The sequence below is a fragment of the Paenibacillus sp. FSL L8-0708 genome (assembly GCF_038009325.1).
GTDB classification, from domain to species: Bacteria; Bacillota; Bacilli; order Paenibacillales; family Paenibacillaceae; genus Paenibacillus_AQ; species Paenibacillus_AQ odorifer.
Window position 1 is genome coordinate 4853700 of the sequence record NZ_JBBPBC010000001.1, and the last position, 22549, is coordinate 4876248.

Genomic DNA, 22549 nt, shown 5'->3' on the forward strand with positions numbered 1-22549 from the left:
TTGTCATCCTTTCTAGAAAATTCTGTACCCTGCAAATCTATAGGCAAGTCGGTATGAAATAACGATTAGAATTAAACTAATTGCTGATTTAAAAAGATTAACTGCGGTCGCAAAGCTGAATTGTCCGCTGAGAAGACCTTCTCTATACACAAAGGTATCAATGATATCCCCTTGTTGATAGATCAAAGGACTATATAGGTTAAATACCTGGTCAAAGTTGGCGTTCAATACATTGCCCAGTGCCAAGGTCGCAATTACAATAGCAATTGGAATAAGTGCTGGTATGGTAATATACATCGTTTGCTTCCAGCGACCTGCCCCATCCACTTCAGCAGCTTCATAAAGTGATGGATTAATGCCGGATAGCGCAGCTAGGAAAATGATCGTGTTGAAACCAAATTCTTTCCAAACATCACTGGCTATGATGGTAAATCGGAACCAGTTGCCGTCCCCTAGAAAAAAGATCGGTTTTATGCCGAAAACGGACGAAATAAACTGATTCACAATCCCTGTTTGAGCTAGGATATCGATCAGAATTCCTGAAAGGGTAACCCATGACAAGAAATGCGGTAGATAGACGAGTGTTTGAATCGATCTTTTAAGGCCCATATTCCTTACCTCATTGAGCAACAAGGCGAATATAAAAGGAATAATCAGGTTCAAAACAATTTTGGAGCAAGCAAAAAACAGTGTGTTCCAGGTAATTTGCAGGAAATAATCGTTCTCCCACATGTACCTAAAATGCTTAAGTCCGACCCATTCGGAATCAAAAAATCCTAATGCAGGCTTATAATCCTGAAATGCCATGAGTATTCCTGACATGGGGATATAAGAAAAAATAAAAACCATAATTGCCGCCGGTAATACCATGAAGTGGAGCACCCATGGTTGTTTATAGCCTTTTTTTCTTTTTCTTTTTATACTTGGTTTATTTTCCAGGCCTACCTGCTGTATTGAATTAGCCTCCATAGCTCTCTCCTGTTCCCAAAAAAAATATTTTGTGTGTGATGGGGATCTCTGCTATAAATAGTATCAGGCGTTTCTCAGGTTTGACTATATAACATTGTTAGGCTTGATATGGTTTTATTAGGACATCATCTGGAGGGTACATTTATGAATATTTGGAAGCGCTTTACATCCCTGAGAGAATTAACACAATCCCGGTTTAGTTTGTTTGCCAAAATAAACTGCCTGATCATACTCTTGTTCATCCCCATCATTATCATGTATACCTTTTCAAATAACGTCACATACGATGTTGTAAGCAAAGAGCTGCAGGTGTCCAATACGAAGCAGCTCACTTTTCTGTCCAGTCAAATTGATTCGCGTATTAATCAGATGATGGACTTCACCCTTATCCTTTCTAGAGATCCCAATGTCAGAGCCTTCAACGGATTAAACATTTGGGCGGATCGATATGATCAGATGCAGACCCGGTATGTCATTCAGGAAAAGATGGTGCTTCAATCTGGGGTTGCAGATATTTGGCCTGCCAGATATGCCGTACATTCACAGCAAAATAAAGATGTCATCTCCAACTACAATCGAGCATTTGGGTATGATGAGGATTACTTAAAAAGAAATATGAGTGGAAAATGGACGTATGGCGATCACAGCTTGGAATCTAAAGACGAGTTAAAATCCTTCTACTGGTTCTATACAGATTCCTTAGCTCAGCCGGGGATGTTGACGGGAAGCAACTTGGTGATTGAGGCCAGCTTCAGTTATGAGAATATTCAGAACATGCTGGATACGTACAAGGAAGGTGGACAAGGTGATCCTTTTCTCTATCATAAAGGGAACTCGCCAATTCTGAATCGCAGTGCGGACAAGCTGCTATCTGAAGAACTCATTCGTTACCTGGATAAACACTCACCTAAGAATACTACCCAGGATGTAGTCAAACTCAATGGCAAGAACTACCTGGTCAGCTCTGTGAAGTCCTCCTATTTGGATTGGAATTTAATAGATGTTGTCCCTCTATATCAAATTCTAAAACCCATTTCGCTCAGTCAGGATTTGTTCTATATCTCGATGATTTTGCTGTTTGTTATGGGAATTTCCGCTTCCATATTACTATACAGAAATGTTCAATATCCTATTAAAAAGCTAATTAAAGGCTTACGGCGCGTGCAGCGTGGAGATTATTCTGTACGTCTTCATAATGAAGGCCGGAACGAGTTTTCGTTTCTATTCCATCGCTTTAATGATATGTCCCATCAAATTCAAGACCTGATAGAGAATGTGTTCAATGAGAAAATCCGTGCCCGCGAAGCTACACTTAAGCAACTGCAGGCGCAAATCAATCCGCATTTTCTCTATAACTGCCTTGGTTATATTATCAATATGGCCCAAATGAAGGATGAGGACGCTGTCGTCTCCATGGCTTATAATTTAAGTGCTTACTACCGTTATACTACCCGAATGGAACGGGAAACCGCGTCACTGGATGAAGAAATCAAGCTGCTCGTCAACTATTTGGATATTCAAAAGCTGCGCAATGCCAGAATTGATTATTATATCGAAATCCCTGAGAACATGTTAAGCCAGTCTGTGCCACGTCTAATGCTACAACCTATTGTGGAGAATTCAGTCATTCACGGAGTGGCAAAATCGTATTCATCGGGTGAGATCAGCATTAGTGGTGAGATTTCGAACGGCTTCTGCAAGATCTACATTGATGACGACGGACCTGGCTTGAATCCGGAGCAGCTGGAAGCTTTGAATCGTAAAATGCAGGAGCCATTGCAGGAAGAAATGGGCTGCGGGCTCTGGAATACGAATCAGCGGATCATGCACCTGTTCGGCAATCAATCCTGTCTAACCTTTAAACCATCCCCTCTTGGAGGTTTCCGAACAGAGATTATCTGGGAAATCCCTACGGAGGATGAATATTCTAAATTTAAGAATCATCAAGGAGAATAACAACATGCAAATGATTATAGTAGACGATGAAGCACACTGGGTAGATAATCTTGCCATGACTAAACCCTGGCATACGCTAGGCATTGAACAGGTGCATAAAGCGTATTCGGCCCGTGAAGCGCTACAAATTATCGATACCAACCCTATTGATATTGTGATCTCGGATATCCAAATGCCCGAAATGACGGGAATTGAATTAATAGAGCGGATAAGAAAACGTGATAAAAAGATTAAATGTATTATTTTATCAGGCCATTCGGAGTTCGATTACGCCAAAAAAGCACTTCAGCATAATGCCGTCGATTACTTGCTTAAGCCACCTACCGATGATGAAATTATCGGTGCAGTCAAAACTGCCATCGAGCAATTGAACACAGAATGGGAACTTATCAGTTCGCTTAAGCGAACCCAGTTTACCCTTCGGGAAAATCTGCCGCTTTTACGTGGTCAACTGCTCCTTGATGCCTTGCAAGGTCATCAATTTCAAGCTGGCGAATGGGAACGGAAGCTCGTAACTTATGATTTGCCCTTCCATTCTGGCGATTGCGCTTTGATGCTTGTACGCATGGAAGAAGAATTTAGCCATTATAACAATAATGATCAAACCTTAATTGAATATGCCATCATCAATATGGCTGAAGAGATTATGGGTGAATTCATGCAGGTCTGGGGCGTTAAAGAGGAACATGGATATCTTGTGTTTCTGCTTCAGCTTAAAGAGAAAGGATCCGACATCGGCAAAGAAACCATCCTAGAAAAGCTTTCTTTACAGCTTCAGTATAAGGTTAAGCAATTTCTGAAAGGTTCCCTGTCCATAGTAATCACCGAGTGGTTCCAGTTTCCCGAGAAGGTGTCGAGCCGTTTCCGTCAGGCCACAGCTTATTTCCGGCAGATCGTGGGAGACGAGCGCGAATTCGTAATGCGGGTCAGCGAATTTGAACCTTCCACTACCCAAGGACCTTTGGATGCCCTTTACACCCCACCGACACTAATTCACCTGCTTGAAAGTGGGCATTGGGATGCTGCGGAAGAGAAACTACTCGCTGTCTGCGCGGAGCTGGATGAGAAATGGTCTGAATCGTGGGAGCATTGCATGGAGGCCGGTTTTTTAATCACTGCATCCTTCACGAATCTCGCACACCGAAATGGGCATACTCTAGCTAACTTAGCGGGAGACGATCTCGGTTGGTTGCAAAGCGGTGAAGCGTTCTCGACCATCGGTAAACTTAGAAAATGGTCCCTCAGCATTCTGAGCAAATTGAAAGAAGGAACGTCTAACGAAATTAAAGACATCAGGTCTGAATATGTGAAAAAGATTCAAGATTTCACAGACAAAAACCTGCATTTAGATGTTTCATTACGGGTTCTGGCTGACCATGTAAACCTCCATCCGACTCATTTATCAAAAATTTATAAGATTGAAACGGGTGAAGGAATAAGCGATTATATCTCGCGTCTGCGCATGGATCGCGCCTGCCATAAGCTGAAGACTACCTCTAAAAAAGTCTATGAAATCAGCATGGAGATTGGCTATATGGACCCTGCTTATTTTATAAAAGTGTTCAAACGACAGTTCGGAGTAACGCCGCAGGAATATCGAGACAATAATAAATAGCATGATAGAGTCCTATCGAAACTAAAAATCTCATATAGATGCCATCCCCGACTAGTTGTTAAAGTTACACTTGTAAAGATCATACACAGTAGGGGGAATTAAAGAATGATCAAGTTCAAAAAAATGTGGTCGTTGTTAACGGTCACAGCACTTATCACACTCACAGCCTGTGGCAGTGGCGGCGGAAATAATGAAAACGCCAAACAAAACAATACCACATCGTCTGAGACTAGTTTATCTGAAGCAGATGCTGCTTTTGAAAAAGGTAAATACGATCCACCCATCGAGTTCAGTTCGGTATTGATGCCGAAGAAATATGTTCAAGGTGATACCAAAGAAAACAATGTTCACGATCGCTGGATGCTGGAAACACTGGGCATGAAGCATAAAGATACTTGGTATCCTGCCAATGACGATCAATACAGACAAAAGCTTCAGCTTGCCATTGCTTCTGGCGAAAAGCTGCCTGACTTCGTTTCTGTACCAACCAATGCAGTATTGACCAATCAACTGATTGATTCCGGTCAGTTCATTGCTATCGATGAGTTGTTCGACAAATATGCTAATAAAATTCTAAAAGATCATGCTGCAGCACACCCAGAACTTTGGTATCCATTCACAAAAGACGGTAAGAAATACAATATGCCGATCCTTGAATATACCGATAATGACGATACTCTTCTCTGGTTACGTGAAGATTGGATGGAAAAGCTGAACCTTCAGGCTCCAAAAACAATCGCCGATCTTGAGAATATCATGGACAAATTTAAGAACGAAAACCCTGACGGTCTAGCACCTAAAGATGTTTTCCCACTTGCGATTTCTTTGAAAAATAATACAAACACCTGGATGGGCCAACTCGACTGGTTATTCGGTGCTTACGGTACGATTGAGGAACAATGGAATAAAGATGCCGACGGCAATCTGGAATACGGTTCCATTAACCCTGGTGCTAAACAAGCCCTTGCTAAGCTTAGTGAGTGGATGGACAAAGGTTATATTCACACAGACTCTGCACTTTGGGATGAAGGTAAATCTGCTGAAAGCTGGACAAAAGGCGCCGCAGGTATTCTACCAGGAGCAAACTGGGTTCCAGACTGGCCGGCTCCCGATCTTATGAAAAATGTACCTGGAGCGAAGATCAAAGCTTATCCGGTTCCAGCAGGTCCAGACGGACTCATCGGTACCAAATGGCAGAACTCTGGGGTAAACGCTAGTATCATGATTAACAAAGATGCTAAGCACCCTGAAGCAATTTTCTTATACTACAACTACTTGCTTGATAACCTAGCTAATCCAGCAGCTGGTAGTGAATTTGAATACGGCTTTGCTAAAGGCTACGATTGGGACATGATTGATGGAAAGCCTACTAGTGATAAAGAGAAGATTAAAGACTTCTCCAATGAGTTTCCTTTCTTAACTGGACCGGCTCGTATTCCTGATCTGTTTATGAAAACATTGGTTAAACTTGCTGATGGTGAAACCCCTGTAACTCCTTATGAAAAACAAATGGCTGAGTTCCGTAAACCGGAAAACTGGGCCGCTGCAAAAGTTGTTATGTCACAAATAGACATTCGTAGACAGAACTATTTCACTGGCGCTGCGACACCAACGATGGTATCCAAATGGAATCTGCTTCGTCAATCCGAAATGGAAACCTTCAACAAAATCATTTACGGTAAGCTTCCTGTAGATGCCTTTGACTCCTTTGTTTCCAACTGGAAAGCAAATGGTGGTGATCAAATCACCAAAGAAGTTAACGAATGGTTCAAGTCTGTATCCACCAAATAGACTAAAGTAAATAAAAACAAGCCAGAGCGTGATCCTTTCGCTCCGGCTTATTTTTTTATGAATTCCTCATTAACTTTCGCTCGCTAGAATCCCTTTCAAATACCCCGTCAACTCTTTTGCCGCTTGTTCATGAGCTAATGCTCCCGGATGACTTCTTGCCCCTATGGTCTCATCCGTCATATTTGGAAGCTGCAATACAGAAACCTGCTTGTCCCCTGTTTTCTTGCTATAAACATCGACCGCGCGGTAGATCACTGGCATCATCGGGATACCAAGCATCCCATATGCCCATACGAGATGTGCATGTTGATTATTTTTTCTAAGCTTCATCAGAAATTTCTCGGCGGCATCGACAAAAGCTTGTATATCATCCTCATGATAGGTCCCGTCTTCATTTAAACGTTGTTTATGGCTCTCCCCTGTTACCTCATCTTTCCATTCTGGCGATTGAAAAGCGCCCCCATCATTTGTTCCTAGATTAACTACCACAACATCTGGCTGCCAGATTTCAAAAGAATGTTCTTGAAAAGCTCCTATAGCTTCGTTTTTTGCTCCAGTTAGAAGACCACAAACCTGCTCATAACAATCAGGGATATTACCGTGCGGATTATTATCCCAGCTAGTAAGGACGCCCCAGCCACTTTGAGAAATAACTCTATATTCTGCATTTAAAGCATCTGCTGTCATTCTGGTATAGTTGTTGATGGCGCTAAACCACATTGGAATCCAATCTTCTTCAGCCTTGGCACCTATACTTCCTTCTCCGGATGTGATGCTGTCACCTATGAACTCTATCTTGTGGGGTTTGTCCGCAACAGGCAGGAATTTTCCATCCATCTTCACCGCATGTATCTGCAAAGAGCAGCCAGGGTCTCCACTCATTGCCTGCACATCTTTTACAATACGAATATTGTTGACAACACGATCATTCATGCCTCTAAATACACAAATCCAATACCTGCCTGCTACTAACATTTGTCTGCTAACAGGAACGGAATTGATCAGGATGCTAATCCAGGGTTCATAAACATCATAATCTGATTCTACTTCAAGCCATAGCTCAGAACTTTTAACATTTAATTCGACCGCACTGCCTGTCCAAAATAACGTTAGTGGAGAAAGTGACCCTGTTGTTCTGCCGTGAATTTTCAGATGTTCGATATCAGCTAATGTATGTACCTTTAAGTTTGTATTCTGCTTCATAAAATCCCTCCTAAATTACCACTAGAATCCTAATCTACACTTCTACTTCACTACTTCTTCAATATTATCTTATAATCCTTTTCCAAATAGCATATACTCTTCCTCTGGTACAATAGAATTAAATGAGGTCATGAACAAAGGTGGGGTTGAAGTTGAAAGTTATACCTAACTGTATTACACTTGGCAGAATTATTTTGGCAATAATGCTGTTATTCTTCGAGCCGCTAAGTTCGGCCTTTCTTGCAATTTATATCCTTTGCGGAGTCACCGATCTGATAGATGGTCCAATTGCCCGAAAATCAGGCACAACAAGTCATCTCGGAGCAAAGCTGGATTCTGCTGCCGACACGATACTAATCGGGATCTGCTTATTTACTTTGTATCCGTATCTGGGTCTTACCCTCGAATTCATCCTATGGATCTTCTTAATCGCGGGCTTCCGCATAACATCGATAGGGATTGCCCTCCGCAGATTCAAAACTTACGCAAGTATCCATACCTACGGCAATAAATTCACCGGGCTTCTCTTATTTGTAACTCCTATATGGCTTTCCCATAGTAACCCCACCATTTGGACAACCATTGTCTGTATAGTTGCAACCTTATCCGCTGTGGAAGAATTGATCATCCAAATCACATCCACTCAATTACAGCTGGACAGAAAAGGATGGTTTTACAACCCTCCTAATCAGGAATAATGAAAGACACCGTAGTTCCCACCCCAGGAATACTTTGAATCTTCAAGCCTTGTCCATATAATTGTGTTAATCTCCGATCTGTATTAAGGAGCCCAATTCCTTGATCCTTAAGACTTTTTGGTTGCAATAACTTACTGACTTGAGCTTCATCCATTCCAATCCCCGTATCAGCAATGATAAAATGAACAGCCTCCGCATGTGTCTCGATGTGAATACGCAAGGTTCCACCTTTTGCCCGACTTAAGATCCCATGCCGGACGGCGTTCTCGACCAGTGGCTGAATGGTCAGCGGAGGAATTAGAAGCTGTAGATTCGCGTCTACCTCCCATTCAACCTGCAGCCTCTCCTCAAAACGCTGCTGCTGGATATATACATAATTCTCGACCAGCTCCAGCTCTTGCGACAGCGAAACAAGTTTGCCTGCATTTAAGAAGTCAAAGCTGATCCGCAGATAAGTAGTGAATGCATCTGAAAGATCTTTCATTTTGACAGTGTCAAAATCACTCAAGGACATAATCGAATTTAATGTATTAAAGAGAAAATGTGGATGGATCTGCGCTTGTAAATAAGCAGCCTCCATTCTCAAACGATCATTGACTGCTTGCTTCATAGAAGTGAGCGACGAAGCACGATACTTCAATTCCATGGCATCTACTGGCTTGGTTACATAGTCATTAGCTCCAGCCAAGAAACCTGCGTAAACATCCTCCTGCTCACTGCGAGCGGTCAATAGAATAATAGGAAGTTCATACATCGTGAACCGCTCGCGTATCAATCTTGTCAATTCATATCCAGACATGCCCGGCATCATCACATCAGCGATAACCAAATCGAACTGCTCATGATGCAACATATCCAGCGCCTCACGGGCTGAAGTCGTTGTATCAATCCGATAGGCTCCATCTGATAAAATATTTTGCAGAACTTTTAAATTGACCGAATCATCATCAACCGCCAGCACATGTATGATGTCAGCGTCTGTATCGAGCTTCGAGAGTGCCTCTACTTCCTTTGTGTTATAGGTGGCAGCCACCATAGCTGATTTCTCCGCAGTTATCCACGTGCTGAATGGTGACAATGGATCCGAATCTTTTTCTGTATGAACATCTGGAATAGATGACTGCAGGCTCCCTTTGACTACAGGTAATTTAAAGCTGAACTTACTTCCCTGACCCGGCTGCGATTGCAGCAATAATTCACTGCCATGCAGTTCGACCAGCTCCTTACAGATACTAAGCCCCAACCCAATGCCGCCTTGACCGTAAGCCCCTTGTTCATAGCGCATAAAAACACGCTTTTTCAAAGCTTCATCCATACCTACTCCTGTATCCGTAACATGTATCCATACATCCCCACCCACTTGTTCTGCGGCCAGTTCAACACTTCCCTGTTCGGTGTACTTTAGTGCGTTATGAACTAAATTAATCAGAATCTGCACCAATCGCTCCTCATCAGCATAAACACGCGGCAGATTCTCATCTATAGACATTCGAAGCTCCACCTTCGTCCCACCGGTTAAGAAACGCAACATATCCAGTACACCTTCAGCCAATGACCTCACTTGCAGCGCCTTTATATTCATCACAATCCGCTTATCCTGCAATCGCACAACATCAAGCAAGTCATTCAGCATAAGCGACATCCGGCGACTGACCATAATTAGCAATTCCATGTCACGCTGGCTCTCTTCATCCAGCACATGTTTTTTTCTTGTTAACACACTTTGGGCAATATTCATAATCCCATGCAGTGGAGTGCGCAGCTCATGTGACGTATTGGCTAGAAAACGGTCCTTTAATTTATTGGATTCCGCCAATTGAGCGTTCAGTAACACATTTTGATGGGATTGATGAAAATATCTCCTAAACCAATAGGCGGAAAATGCGGCAAGGGCAGCAATTAAATCTACGGGATAAAACATAAATTGTGAGCTACCGGCATAGTAGACAGCCCCCCACAACATATTATTCAGTACTGCTAACACTGAAAACAATAAAAATAGAGCACCTTCAGCTCGTAAGGATACCATCTTCCAAAAATAATATACCGTCCAACACACTGGAACGTAATACAGGATCATGTAATACCCTTTTCCGATGATATATAACACTGCCTCTTCAGGACCTACAATAATAAATAAAGTAAAAATGAGAACTGACAGGATGTAACTATAAAACGCCTTGCCTTTCCGTCGATTCCCCAATAGTTCTCTTCCCATCAATAAAAGGAATAAACAAAACCCTATATACGAAAGAACCTTTAACCTCAGCATCCAGGCAAAATCAACATGAAGAAACCTGAACAACAGTCCATTATGTTCAACCCCAATCGATACAGCCGCAGCGACCATCATTAGGAAAAAAATAATCAGCTCTGTTTTTCGTACATCCATCAGATAGATAATCAATAAATACAACCCATGTAGAAGAAGCATGACCCCTACGACTAGCTGCAAGCCAATGGAATTCCAGTATATAGTGTCTACCCCATGTTGAATGCCAAACTCCACGGACCGAATTATGCCCCCTTTTAGTGGAGACTCGTAGTTTGACGTCCGAACAAACAGATCCAGATGCTTCTGATTTGTAGGTGTATAACTGATTAAGAATGCTTTCGTCACATAAACATGCTCTTCCTTCTCGTCAGATAACACTCCAAACCGTGAGAGGACTGTTCCATTAATCTCCACTTCAGAAGAAGTATAGATGGATTGGAACCAAAAGCTAAGTGGCTCAGACAAGGGACGATCTAGCAGAATCCGCAAATGATAAGTTCCGTATCCATACGCCTTCTTTTGCTCAGCAGAATTGAATACAGAATTCCAGTTACCCGGCACCTGAAGCATCTGGCCTTTTAAAACACTATCCATATTGGCGGCGTTCACCCATTGTTCAGGATAAAACTCCCATTCTCCATCCAATGGAAAGGAGCTTAGTGATTCAAGGTCTACTCCCCGCAAATCGAGCACACCTTGCTCCACAACAGGAGGATTAGACAGATTAAAATGATTGTACCAGCTCCAGCGTATTGCAATCAGCAGGCAGATAAATACTACTATGTACAACATATGACTTAACTTAATTTTATTCTCCGAAGTTCTCATAGACTCCTCATTCGTCAATAGTATTTAATAGTGCTATATCCCTATCTCCAACTTTGAGCAATACAGTATGATTATACTATATTAAGAGGCCTATAGACGTATGTAATCCTATGTTCAGAGGAAAAAAATCAACCATCCCATAGAGCAGATGGTCGATTCTTTTATTGCGATTTATTGATTAAAGCAGATCGCATCGCGGCGAACTTACTAGGCATTACTCCCACATTTGTTTTGAACGTCCGACTGAACAGACTCATCCTTAACGCTCCTTCCAATGTGGGTTTCGATGGGGTTAGATTTCCAGTGATGAGAATACTTTATCGAAGCCTGCTTTGGAACGAGAAAATAGTTCAGATGAACTTTGTGATGAAGCTGGCGCTAGCACTTCTTGAGCGATAACGCCCTTGTATCCGATCTTTTTCAAGCTTCCCAAGAATCCGGTAAGATCAATGGATCCTTCCCCTGGATACAATCGATCGGAATCAAGCAATTCCTCTATCAGCAGAGGTTTAGCATCATTAATATGGACATACGCAATTTGATGCGGTTGTAATTTCAGCAGGTCCTCACTCGTTAATCCATTCGTATGCCAATGATAGGAATCCAGTAACAAACCGATATTTCTCACTTGAATTGTATCCATCCAGTCCAACGTATCTTGCATCGTCCAGATTAGCGGATTTGCCCATTGTGTACGTAAGTGATGAGGACCAACGAACTCTAAGGCTAGCGAAATACCATAGGCGCCTAATATTTCTGCACATAGTCTTAAACGTCTAGTGGCTGCAATCATGAACGGTGCGACCGGAAGATCTGTCGAAGGCAAAATATAGGTACAGCATGTGGTGCAATTTAATGCAGCAGCGGCCTCAACCATCAGCGTAAGCGATTTCAGACTTTTCCTAAAGCTTTCCTCTGTCGTGCGCCAATCTACCTCTAAACCAAATGATCCTAGCATGATGCCTTGACTTTCCAGTAATTGGATGGACCCATCCTTGCCATACTGCTGTACCAACTCTAATGGATTGACGTCTATGGCCTGAAACCCGAATTGGCTCGCAAGTCTGATATATTCTTCATTAGAAGCAATTTCTCCCAAACCCGCTGTTGTTAATCCTCTTATCATCGTCGTTCTCCCCCTTTATGACCAATCAAACAGTACGCCATTGTACTGGGTACCCATTCCAAGTCTAGCGCATTTGGCACTCGAATAAAACACCTCAGAGGACATGTCATTCCTTTCATTTTCGTTCAAAGATCCTTATACTTGCTTGGAGAAGCATTTCAAGGGAGAATGAAAAGTATGGACATAAAAAAATTACAATACTTTATCGCAGTAGCAGAGGAACTGCATTTTAACCGTGCAGCAGAGAAGCTAAATATGACGCAGCCTCCCTTAAGCCAGCAAATTCAAGCTCTGGAGAATGAAATTGGTGTGAAACTATTAGAACGGAATAAAAGACAAGTTCGTCTCACGTCAGCAGGGGCGGTATTTCTAGAGGAGGCTAAATCCATTTTATCTCAACTGGAACGCTCTATTAAAACAACACAATTAGTCGATCAAGGAATTATCGGACATTTGAACATTGGATTTATAGATTCTGCAGCTGGTGGAGTATTGGTTAATATGTTAAAAATGTTTCGGGAACGTTATCCACAAGTCCAACTCACATTACATGAGATGACGTCTGCTCAGCAGTGGCAGGCTTTACATGAAGGAACGATTCACATTGGATTTGTACGTTATACAGAGTCGGGCAAACATATCGAGCATCGTCCCTTAGTCAATGAATCGCTTATTGCCGTTTTGCCAGAGCAGCATCACCTAGCTCAATTACCGGTGTTATCCATTCGCTCTTTAGCTTTAGAGCCGTTTATATCGTTCCCACGTCATTTAGGAGCACCTTTTCATGACCTCATTATGAGCTTCTGCGCCCAACACGACGTGTATCCGAATGTTGTACAGGAAGCCATTCAGATGTACACCATTGTAAACTTGGTAGCTGCTAATCTTGGAGTTTCCATTGTGCCCTCTTCAGTTGCTATTTTTCAGCGTGAAGGTGTCGCATTTCGTCCTTTTGAAGAAAGCACACCATCGATTCCCCTTTATGCCGCTTGGAGAACCGATTGCGATCGTGCCTCCTTATCCGCGTTACTAGAGATCATAGGACAAATGAGTTCAGAAGCTATTAATGGTGAATAATATAATATTCAGCCCGTTTTTCTAGGATCACGTTCAACGAGTCCTTCTAGCACCCTATCGATTTCCAACATCACTTCCCTATCCAGACGAACTCCCGTAGCTTTGGCATTTTCTATAACCTGCTTAGGTTTGGATGCCCCAATAATTGCAGATGAGACTTGTGGATTTTGCAACACCCATGCTATAGCCAACTGCGGAAGCGTCAACCCAACTTCGCTGGCGATGGAAGAGAGATTCGAGACCGCCTCAAGCACCACAGTCCGAAGCCACTGACCCGCCAATTTATTCATAAATGGTGAGCCCGCAGCTGTTGAAGCACGAGAACCCTCTGGCAATGGTTGACCTGGCATATATTTGCCTGACAGAATCCCTTGAGCAAGCGGCGACCAGACCACCTGTCCAATCCCTTCCCGCTCACAAGCTTGAACTACCTCCGTCTCCATCACGCGCCATAACATCGAATATTGAGGTTGACTAGCCACCAATGGCACCTTCAATTCCCTCGCCAAAACAGCACCTTCTGCTATCTGATCCGCCGTCCACTCACTTATCCCGACATAGAGAACCTTACCTTGACGCACCAGATCCGAAAAAGCCAAGAAGGTCTCTTCAAGGGATACTGTTGCGTCAAAGCGATGCGCATAATAGATATCAATATAATCGGTCTGTAATCTGTTCAGTGAAGCATGGCACGCCTCCATAATATGCTTGCGGGACAGACCTCTTGCGTTACGTCCCGTCCCTGTGGGATGGCACACCTTGGTACACAATTCGATATCAGCTCTGTGCACTCCTTTTAATGCTTGGCCCAGCACCATCTCAGCTTTCGTATCGGAATATACATCTGCAGTATCAAATGTTGTGATCCCTACATCCAATGCAGCGAGAACACAAGCATGGGCAGTATCATTGTCCACTTGAGCACCATGTGTAATCCAATTACCATAAGCAATCTCACTTAGATGTAAGCCACTCGTTCCTAATTTGCGATAGTTCATTTTATACCCTCCTTTAGATAACAATCTGATTGTAACAAAGAGATATTAATACGAGAAATACTCTTTAAGATGCGGTTTAATTCAAAAAAGATATTACTGAGATCCTTAAAGATAATAAAAAAAACGCCCTTTAGGCGTTTTTTTCGGTAAATATTCTGTTTCGAAACTCTAACTTCGCCTATACTCCGGTGAGTATTAACCACCAAGCTTTGTTACCGCACCACAACTAACAGTACAATAATTCCGAGCCAAAACAGCCAGCTTACTGGGTGACCGAAATTTAATCCCCAGCCGACTCCGAGCCTTTTCTTGACGATTAGGTTTGGATCTTTACGATTGAAATAAATCATACCTAATCGCCATTTATCATCATCATGGACAGGTCTGACATTGGAGCTATCGGCAGATCGCTCCAAGCGGCTTTCGCCCTGACCAGCCCAGAACGTTAAGGCCAAGGCGTATAGGATGACAAGGGCTATTATGATTAGGATAATAGGGATAGCGAAACTCATGTTAAGCAGAGATATCATGTTTAGTTGCACGACGGAAAACAGGATAACTATTAAGAAGCTTGCTGTAAGCATAAAATATGACCAAGTACGGCGGTAAGCTGCGTCTTGTCTGATGGAACGGTTAGGATCATTGGGTTGAACCTGCTGCTTTACTCTGCGAATACTCCAATTCTCAAATATGAACAAAAGTGTTATGAACACTTGCATGATCGTAGGCATAAACACAGAACTAAAAGATTTAGCTGCATAGCGGTCTACGTTCCAACTGCTGTTGTAATGGATCGGAATCTGATCAGGAATCAGATCGTAGTTGCGCAGCACAGTTACAATACTAACAACAGTAATTAAAACATGAATGAGGAACCAATTATTAGACAAGCCAATGTTTATTTTCCGAAATCCAGTGTCCACTGCCATGATCGATGGTTCCAGAGCAATAGGCAGCATAGGTAGTAAACTTTTCATTTTGAAATGATAGCTAATGTTTATGACTAGGGAGATTACGACCATGGCGAGTGAATAAGTGACAATGATCCAACTTTGTTGCTTGGAATGTTCATCACCGTATATTAGACAGAGGATACAAACAATGAATAGGATGGTATGCACGGTAGCACTAATCCTAGCATATGACTTCCGCATCTGGCGCAGAGGCTCACTATGGAATTGTACAGGGCTGACGGTGACCCCAAAACTAATCGTCTCTCTTGTTAAATAAGGCATGCTTACCATGAGTACAATGGCAGGTACAAATACAAAGATCATTACTATAACAGGCATTATCGTCATATCATTCGCCTCCTCTTATACATAAGTGTGTATTTAAAAACTCTATAACCCTTATAGCATAGGCGATTCAGCGCTATGCCTTTTTGCGTATGATGATCCTATTAACTTAGGATAGGTGATCGACTTGAACATAAATTTTATTATAATCGATTTTAGTGACTGTAGGGGTGAAATTAACAATTTATCCAGTTTTTTTGCTACGCAGAGCTACTCATCTGAAAACTGAATTATGGCAAGTACATCTGTTTGAAATTCTGTGTAGGTAAAGGACTCGCCTCGTATCTGCAATGGTGCGGATCACTGCGTCAGAGTATAAATAAGTCCATCCATGCTTAATATAGTACTTGCTCAGGTTTGTTCCATTAACTCATGTATGGTCATATGCAGCACTTCTTTAGCATTTACAAGAATGTACTCCGCTACTTTTTTCTCTGATTCTGGCAATTCATTTAAGTCTAGCTCAATTTGCGAAATCATACTTCCCCCGCAATTATACCCGCTCCAACAAATGCAGGAATCATTAGTATGAAAATATTTCCGATTTTTCGCAAAAAGTTCTTGAACGGTTTATCATTCTTCTTTTTAAGCTGCCCCTTCATTTGTGCACTTTGTGCTTGTAATTGCTCAGCCGAAGTCGCTAATTTCCTAATCCTCATTTAGACTATATTGAGCAATCTAAATTTTGTATCACTTCTATGATTCCACACGTTCCATTATTGACGAAATTTTTTTTCAACATTAAACTATAAGTTAAGAAATTAAATTTCAAAAAAACCGTTTTTTTTCATTTATTAAATTTATCCCAACATTACGGCGCAGGAGGAAATGAAAGATGACGACGACACCAAACATCATCGTAATGAACCATCCAACTAGAGAGCAGCTTGAAAAGATTTACGATATTTTAGATGAATGCTTTTCCGTAGGCCGAGCTTATTTCCAAGAAAGATTAGACCTAGACACCACATATGATCCAGATACAACATGGTTTGCGATGGTTGACGATAAGATTGCATCTAATGTACAAATTTTTCCGTTTCATATTAGAGTCGGTCAAGCGATCTTGAAAACGGGTGCAATGGGGAGTGTCGGTACAGATCTAAATTACCGCGGGCTGGGGCTTGCACACAAAATTCTTCATGCGCAGACCAACTATATGAAAGAAACCGATTATGATATAAGCTTGCTTTTGGCTAGTAAGCATGCGTTTTATGAAAAAGCTGGCTGGAGACTTATTCCCGAGACTGCTTTCGCAATTGAAAAACCAGCAAGTTTGGAGCAGCAGCAAAGCAGTGATGAAATCATTCCTTTTGAAGCCTGTTATCTCGATGATATCCGTTTCATCTATGAACAATTTAATAAGAATCGTACCTACACCGTGATCCGAAGTAAAACGTATTGGAATGATTTATTGACCTGGCCGGAATGGAAGAAAGTTGACTGCTTGCTCCTTCGCAGAAATGGAAAAATCGTCGCTTATGGCATCATTGAAAAGAAAGATACTGAACAAGTATTTATTAATGAATTATTGTATTTGAACGAAGCCGAAAACGGTGTTGAAGCTTTGTTTCATGCCTTATGTCAGCTGCGCCAAAATGCAAAGCAAATATTAGCGATGCTCCCAGAGGACCATAAGCTATATTCCTATTACCAACAGCATCAAGCAAATTCAATTCAAATCAATATGGCGATGTGGAAAATGATCAATCTCAGTTCAACTTTCCATAAGCTTCAGCCTGAATTAGAAGATCGCCTAAACCGTAGCAACATAATTGCAGGCCAGGAGCTGCATATTGCACTTCGCAGCAATGAGGACTGTATCTACTTGGATTATAAGCAAAAGCAGCTTTCTGTTTCCGATGCTAGTAATCATACCAATCCCTATACTTCAATAGAAGTAGATGAACGCGAGCTAATGACTTATATCATGTTCGGCTATAATGAAGCAGGCGCAGCAAAGGACAGTACGGAGGACGCTAACATCCTTCAAGCTCTATTTCCGAAACAACAAGCCGTGTTTTATTTGACCGATAAATTTTAAGCCATTTTTGATTCCTACCATTTTAAAATAAGGGTGTGTCGCAAGTCCAACTGCTCGGACTTATGACACACCCTTATTTTTCCATATCGATAAAAACTAGTCGTTGTTCATTTTTGATCTTCCTAACAGGACAGCACCGTAGGCTGCATCCTTAATCGGCAAAATCAGCTTTGTTTGCGGGTAGCTCTGTGCGAGCTTTCGCTCCAAGGCTTCTTTCACAAAGCGAGACTTTTGCAGCACACTTCCTGCAATCGCAATCGGACTTTCATATAGCTTAAGCCGTTCAATAACAGGCACAACAAGCTCATATAGATTGGCTGCACATTTCTCCGCTAACGCTATTGCATGTGCATCGCCCTTCTCGCATGCGGTCGTCATAATCGGTGCGAGCTGCGCAATATCTTTTTTCGTCGTATTTCTATCATAAACAAAACCAATAATCTCTTTCACAGTGCTTAAGCCAAGCTGATCATATACCATCGCTGGGATGACCGTATCGGTTATTCTTCCGTCCTCCACTTGAACTAATACAGATAATAGATCGCGCCCAATGCTATAACCGCTTCCCTCGTCATCAATCAGATGACCAAAGCCTCCTGTGCGATGCTGCTCTCCTTTTTCATTGACCCCGAAGCAAATCGATCCTGTACCGGCAATGAGAATGATGCCTTGCATCGCATTTTGTGCCCCGTATAATGCAGTTTCTTGATCGCCTGTAATCGTTAATGGCCCGATATAACCGTTATTTCTCACATGCTGCTCCAAAAAATTGATGACCAGCGGATTACTTATTCCTGCCGCACCTATACATATATGAGCAACTTCTTGTAAATTACCGCAGTAGAGCTTCGTTTGACTAAAAATTTCCTCAAAGGAGGCGGCAATAGCATCAGCATCACCACCGTTATAATTAATAGGCCCTACAGTAAAGGTGAATAAAGAGTCTTCCTGGTCATGCGTAATGGTGACAGCTGTTTTCGTGCCACCCCCATCAATTCCAACGATAAATGCCATACCTATGTCCCCTTGTTGTACTTTTTTCAAAGATAAGAATTTATATGTTTCACGCGATATATTATCCTTATATTTCTCGCAGAAACGCTTGCCGTCCTTGAAAGGACGCCGAAGGCGTTTATGCTTGTCTACATCTGAATCGTAATCTTGGCGGTGGGTACAACCTCACCATTTAGGATTGGAAGGAGTGATTTGAATGCATCAAGTGTATACTCAAATGCCGCAATTCCGCAGAACTCGCCTTCGATTAACGGTAAATCATACGGGCGACCTAATGTAATGGCCGTTACTTTGCAGCCTGCTGCCAGCAGCTTCTGAACAAGCGCAAGCTGACCTTTGTTTTCACGCGCATTGAACAAGCCGATAACAATATGCTTGTAGCCTTGTACCTTTGGCAGCGCAGCGTTGATTTGTTCCTCGCTCGGGTCAATGTCGATAATCTCATAAGCTGTATTGAAATGCTCCCCCATATATTGCGGAAAGCTAAGAGCTTGATTCAAGCTGCTGGACGCAAGATCGGTGCGGTATGAATAGGAACCCATAAATAACACTTGCTCGTCACCGGTATGAATGGGCTGGAGCTCACCTTTCATGAGGCAGATCGTTTCCGTACGCATTAGCTCATTTGCTCGGCGATGTACATCGCAGCCAACTAGTTCATAATCCAGCTCCTCAATCGTCGCATATTGTGCTTTATAAGCTAAAATTTTTGTAACAGCTGCATCAATCAGCGCTTCATCCAAATCACCGGTGGCTACAGCTTCTTCGATCAAATGAATCGCTTCCTTCACTGTCTCAGGAGTATGACTAATGAATACCAAATCAATACCTGCTTTAACAGCTCCTAACGCTCCTTTTGCCGTACCATAGTATCGTTTGATCGCGTCCATTTCTAAACAATCCGATACAACTAACCCTTTATATCCTAATTTTCCTTTTAATATCTCTGTAATAATGGTATGAGACATAGTTCCGGGCACACCGGATTTTTCAATTTTCGGAAATAAAATATGTGCACTCATAATCGCTTGAGCGCCTTGCTCAATTGCGGCCTTAAACGGCAGCAGCTCAAGCTGCTCTAATTCCTCAAGTGTTTTTTCAATGGTAGGCAAGCCAATATGTGAATCGACATTTGTATCACCATGACCTGGAAAATGCTTAAGTGAGGACATGACGCCTCCATCGAGCAATCCCTTCATCATTTGAATTCCATACTGGGATACTGTTGCAACAGAATCACCATAGGAACGAACATTTATGACTGGATTCAATGCATTATTGTTAACGTCCATAACTGGAGCTAGATTAAAATTAATACCTAATGCTTTCAATTCTCTGGCAGTCATTCTGCCTGCTGCATACGCATTTTCAGGTCGTCCTGAAGAAGCAATTGCCATGGCTCCAGCAACATTGGTCGCGTCTTTAGGCATACGAGTGACTCGACCGCCTTCTTGGTCGATCGTAATAAAGCCCGGGATACCAGTATGTGTCATGTACCATTGCTGCAGCTCAGTAACAAGCTCGCCTAATTGATATTTATTGTCGATATTATGTGAGAATAAAATAATATTGCCGACTTTATAATGCTCAATAACTTCCTTCAGCTCAGGAGTGATCTCGGTTGAAGGGAAGCCTGTTACGAACATTTGTCCAATCTTTTCGCGCAGGCTCATATGTTCTATTGTTCTCATCAATTATTCACCTTCCTCTAGCGATATAAATGATACTGCTGTGTTATTTCTGCAAATTGCTTGCTTTCCGCTGCAAACTGTTCAAGCAGCTGCTTGGCTTGAATATTGTCCGTACGATACATGTTGTCTCCCCCCAGCAAATCGATAAATGGACGAGAGCCCTCCTTCACAGGAGGCAGGAATGAAAATTGCTCGTACAAATCTCTTATCGTAAATAATAAGGTTACCCCAACTTCTAAAGGCCTCAGCACTTGGAGATCTGTAATGTAAATTTGTACCCCGCCGCATAGCTCGCCACAATGTTTAGATGACGTTGGCTTGAAATGAACTGGACGAAAAAACACACCCGGGATACCTTTTGCATTCATCTCATCTGCCAATTGCTGCGCTTGAATGAACGGAGCACCAATCATTTCAAAAGGGAACGTTGTTCCACGTCCTTCGGAGCAGTTTGTGCCTTCAAATAAACATGTTCCTGTATATAATAACGCCGTTTCATATCGTGGTATTCCAAGTGAAGGATGAACCCAAGTTAATCCTGTATCCGGGAAGGACATGCTCCGTTCCCAGCCTTCCAAACGAACGACATGCAGCGATGCATTCCAATTCATTTGATCATTTGCCATCGTTGCTACCTCACCTGCTGTTAAGCCGTATCGTACGGCTAGCTCGTAATTTCCAACAAATGATTTGAAGCCGGGCTTCAAGACATTCCCTTCTACCGTTACCCCGTTAAGCGGATTAACACGATCAAGAACAACAAATTCTACACCTGCATTTGCACAATCTTCAAGTGCATACAGCATCGTATAAATAAATGTGTAATAGCGAACACCAACATCTTGAATATCGTATACAATGATGTCTACTTCATTCAGCATTTCTTTTGTTAAACGCTTGGAGTCTTTACGGTACAAGCTATAGACTGGAACATTCGTAAAAGGATCCATGTAAGTGTCTACTACTGCCCCTGCATCCAAATCTCCGCGAACGCCATGCTCAGGTGAAAACATCGCAGCAAGATTAAAATTTTCATGTAAAATAGTAATCGTTGATGCAAAATCCTTCGTAAGACCTGTCGGCGCTGTAATCAATCCTACGCGCTTACCTTCGAACAAATAACGATAATTCGTTATAGAATCAATCCCATTTAACACCATATGAAGCTGCCTCCTAGCTGCTTTTTCGCATAAATGGATAGAACAAGGGAATGTTTCCTGCAATACATAGAAACACTCCCTCTTAGCTAGTTGAATAGTTACCAAAGACTAGACTGCCTAACCTTCACCGTTTCAGCTGGCACCATAAATGCTTCTGCATATGTCTTTCTTGCTTCACAGCCGCGAACAACTGCTAGTGCTTTATAGTAATCCATGTATTTGAAAGATTTGCTATTCGTCACAAACCAATGCTTGCTTAAAGCATCTATCCATAGATCAAATGCCGCTTGATCGAAATCCACATATACGTAAGGGACATAATCAACCGCATCCTCCCAGTTTTCGGAGTAATATAATCTTGCTGCAAAGTGCGCGGGGAGCGCTCGTTCAAAGGATGATAGACTTGCGAAGAAACGGGCATCATTTACGATATGATGCGTTAGCGCATGGTCCTTATGCATACTGTTTTTCCAGTGTGTAATAATAATGTTAGGCTTCACGCGACGAATTACATCACAAACCTCCATACGAATTTCTTGATTGTCAGGCAACTCTCCGTCACAATAATCATCGAATACAATGGCTTCACCACCTAGCATATCCGCAAAAACCTGTGCCTCTTTCACTTTTTGCTGACGATATTCCTTCATATCCTGTCCTGCCGGGACCCCTCGTTCACCCGCAGTTAACGCTAATGTCACAATGCGATCTCCCTTTAAACTATGACTAGCGAGCACACCACCAGAAGCTAGCTCCACATCACCAACATGCGCTCCAATTGCTAATACTGTGAATTTTTCGCTCAT

17 protein-coding genes and 1 pseudogene are annotated in these 22549 nt (G+C 42.3%); 6 read left to right on the plus strand and 12 right to left on the minus strand.

Annotated features, from left to right (window positions below):
* Nucleotides 1–12: 12 nt before the first annotated feature.
* Nucleotides 13–969: an ABC transporter permease gene (locus NYE58_RS23245; RefSeq protein WP_036688682.1), complete on the minus strand. Its 957-nt coding sequence runs from the start codon at nt 967–969 to the stop codon at nt 13–15.
* A 144-nt stretch (nt 970–1113) separates the two neighbouring features.
* On the opposite strand from NYE58_RS23245, the gene NYE58_RS23250 reads away from it, so the two are divergent.
* The 3 genes from NYE58_RS23250 to NYE58_RS23260 all read left to right on the plus strand — a co-directional run bounded on the left by NYE58_RS23250 (nt 1114) and on the right by NYE58_RS23260 (nt 6331).
* Nucleotides 1114–2925 (plus strand): sensor histidine kinase, encoded by a 1812-nt coding sequence (locus NYE58_RS23250; RefSeq protein WP_341003109.1) that lies wholly within the window; start codon nt 1114–1116, stop codon nt 2923–2925.
* Nucleotides 2926–2929: 4 nt separating this feature from the next.
* Nucleotides 2930–4540, plus strand: coding sequence for a response regulator transcription factor (locus NYE58_RS23255; RefSeq protein WP_076218728.1), 1611 nt, complete (start codon nt 2930–2932; stop codon nt 4538–4540).
* Between the two features lie 105 nt (nt 4541–4645).
* Nucleotides 4646–6331 carry an ABC transporter substrate-binding protein gene (locus NYE58_RS23260; protein WP_076127158.1) on the plus strand — a complete coding sequence of 562 codons (1686 nt, stop codon included), beginning with the start codon at nt 4646–4648 and terminating at the stop codon, nt 6329–6331.
* A gap of 69 nt (nt 6332–6400) precedes the next feature.
* Here the strand turns inward: NYE58_RS23260 and NYE58_RS23265 are convergent, their stop codons facing one another.
* The gene (locus tag NYE58_RS23265) at nt 6401–7534 is read right to left on the minus strand and encodes an SGNH/GDSL hydrolase family protein (RefSeq protein ID WP_341003110.1); all 1134 of its coding nucleotides are present in this window, start codon (nt 7532–7534) and stop codon (nt 6401–6403) included.
* A gap of 152 nt (nt 7535–7686) precedes the next feature.
* On the opposite strand from NYE58_RS23265, the gene NYE58_RS23270 reads away from it, so the two are divergent.
* Entirely contained in the window at nt 7687–8232 is a 546-nt protein-coding gene (locus tag NYE58_RS23270; protein WP_076276235.1) for a CDP-alcohol phosphatidyltransferase family protein, read from the plus strand.
* Here the strand turns inward: NYE58_RS23270 and NYE58_RS23275 are convergent.
* Entirely contained in the window at nt 8219–11299 is a 3081-nt protein-coding gene (locus tag NYE58_RS23275) for an ATP-binding response regulator (protein WP_341003111.1), read from the minus strand. The genes NYE58_RS23270 and NYE58_RS23275 overlap by 14 nt on opposite strands.
* 328 nt (nt 11300–11627) lie before the next feature.
* Complete coding sequence (locus tag NYE58_RS23280; RefSeq protein ID WP_076276169.1) at nt 11628–12461, minus strand: sugar phosphate isomerase/epimerase family protein; 834 nt, start codon at nt 12459–12461, stop codon at nt 11628–11630.
* Between the two features lie 177 nt (nt 12462–12638).
* Between NYE58_RS23280 and NYE58_RS23285 the strand changes: the two genes are divergently transcribed.
* Nucleotides 12639–13538, plus strand: coding sequence for a LysR family transcriptional regulator (locus tag NYE58_RS23285; RefSeq protein ID WP_076220039.1), 900 nt, complete (start codon nt 12639–12641; stop codon nt 13536–13538).
* An 8-nt stretch (nt 13539–13546) separates the two neighbouring features.
* Here the strand turns inward: NYE58_RS23285 and NYE58_RS23290 are convergent, their stop codons facing one another.
* The 4 genes and pseudogenes from NYE58_RS23290 to NYE58_RS23305 form a co-directional block, all read right to left on the minus strand.
* Nucleotides 13547–14536 carry an aldo/keto reductase family protein gene (locus NYE58_RS23290; RefSeq protein ID WP_341003112.1) on the minus strand — a complete coding sequence of 330 codons (990 nt, stop codon included), beginning with the start codon at nt 14534–14536 and terminating at the stop codon, nt 13547–13549.
* Between the two features lie 212 nt (nt 14537–14748).
* On the minus strand, nt 14749–15837 hold the full coding sequence (locus NYE58_RS23295) for a DUF1648 domain-containing protein (protein ID WP_076220041.1): 1089 nt from the start codon (nt 15835–15837) through the stop codon (nt 14749–14751).
* Nucleotides 15838–16185: 348 nt separating this feature from the next.
* A complete protein-coding gene (locus NYE58_RS23300; RefSeq protein WP_081393586.1) occupies nt 16186–16314 on the minus strand; it encodes a hypothetical protein in 129 nt (42 codons plus the stop codon).
* Nucleotides 16315–16319: 5 nt separating this feature from the next.
* A pseudogene (locus NYE58_RS23305) lies at nt 16320–16469 on the minus strand (PTS transporter subunit EIIC); the annotation flags it as partial.
* Nucleotides 16470–16669: 200 nt separating this feature from the next.
* Between NYE58_RS23305 and NYE58_RS23310 the strand changes: the two are divergent.
* Complete coding sequence (locus NYE58_RS23310; RefSeq protein WP_340010565.1) at nt 16670–17878, plus strand: GNAT family N-acetyltransferase; 1209 nt, start codon at nt 16670–16672, stop codon at nt 17876–17878.
* Nucleotides 17879–17974: 96 nt separating this feature from the next.
* Here NYE58_RS23310 and NYE58_RS23315 read toward each other — a convergent pair whose 3' ends face one another.
* From NYE58_RS23315 to NYE58_RS23330, 4 genes are all read right to left on the minus strand, one after another.
* A complete protein-coding gene (locus NYE58_RS23315; protein WP_341003114.1) occupies nt 17975–18892 on the minus strand; it encodes an N-acetylglucosamine kinase in 918 nt (305 codons plus the stop codon).
* A 128-nt stretch (nt 18893–19020) separates the two neighbouring features.
* Nucleotides 19021–20583: a glycoside hydrolase family 3 protein gene (locus NYE58_RS23320; RefSeq protein WP_341003115.1), complete on the minus strand. Its 1563-nt coding sequence runs from the start codon at nt 20581–20583 to the stop codon at nt 19021–19023.
* Between the two features lie 17 nt (nt 20584–20600).
* The gene (locus NYE58_RS23325; protein WP_341003116.1) at nt 20601–21743 is read right to left on the minus strand and encodes an exo-beta-N-acetylmuramidase NamZ family protein; all 1143 of its coding nucleotides are present in this window, start codon (nt 21741–21743) and stop codon (nt 20601–20603) included.
* 98 nt (nt 21744–21841) lie between these two features.
* Nucleotides 21842–22549, minus strand: a complete 708-nt coding sequence (locus tag NYE58_RS23330) for a PIG-L deacetylase family protein (RefSeq protein WP_076106428.1) — start codon at nt 22547–22549, stop codon at nt 21842–21844.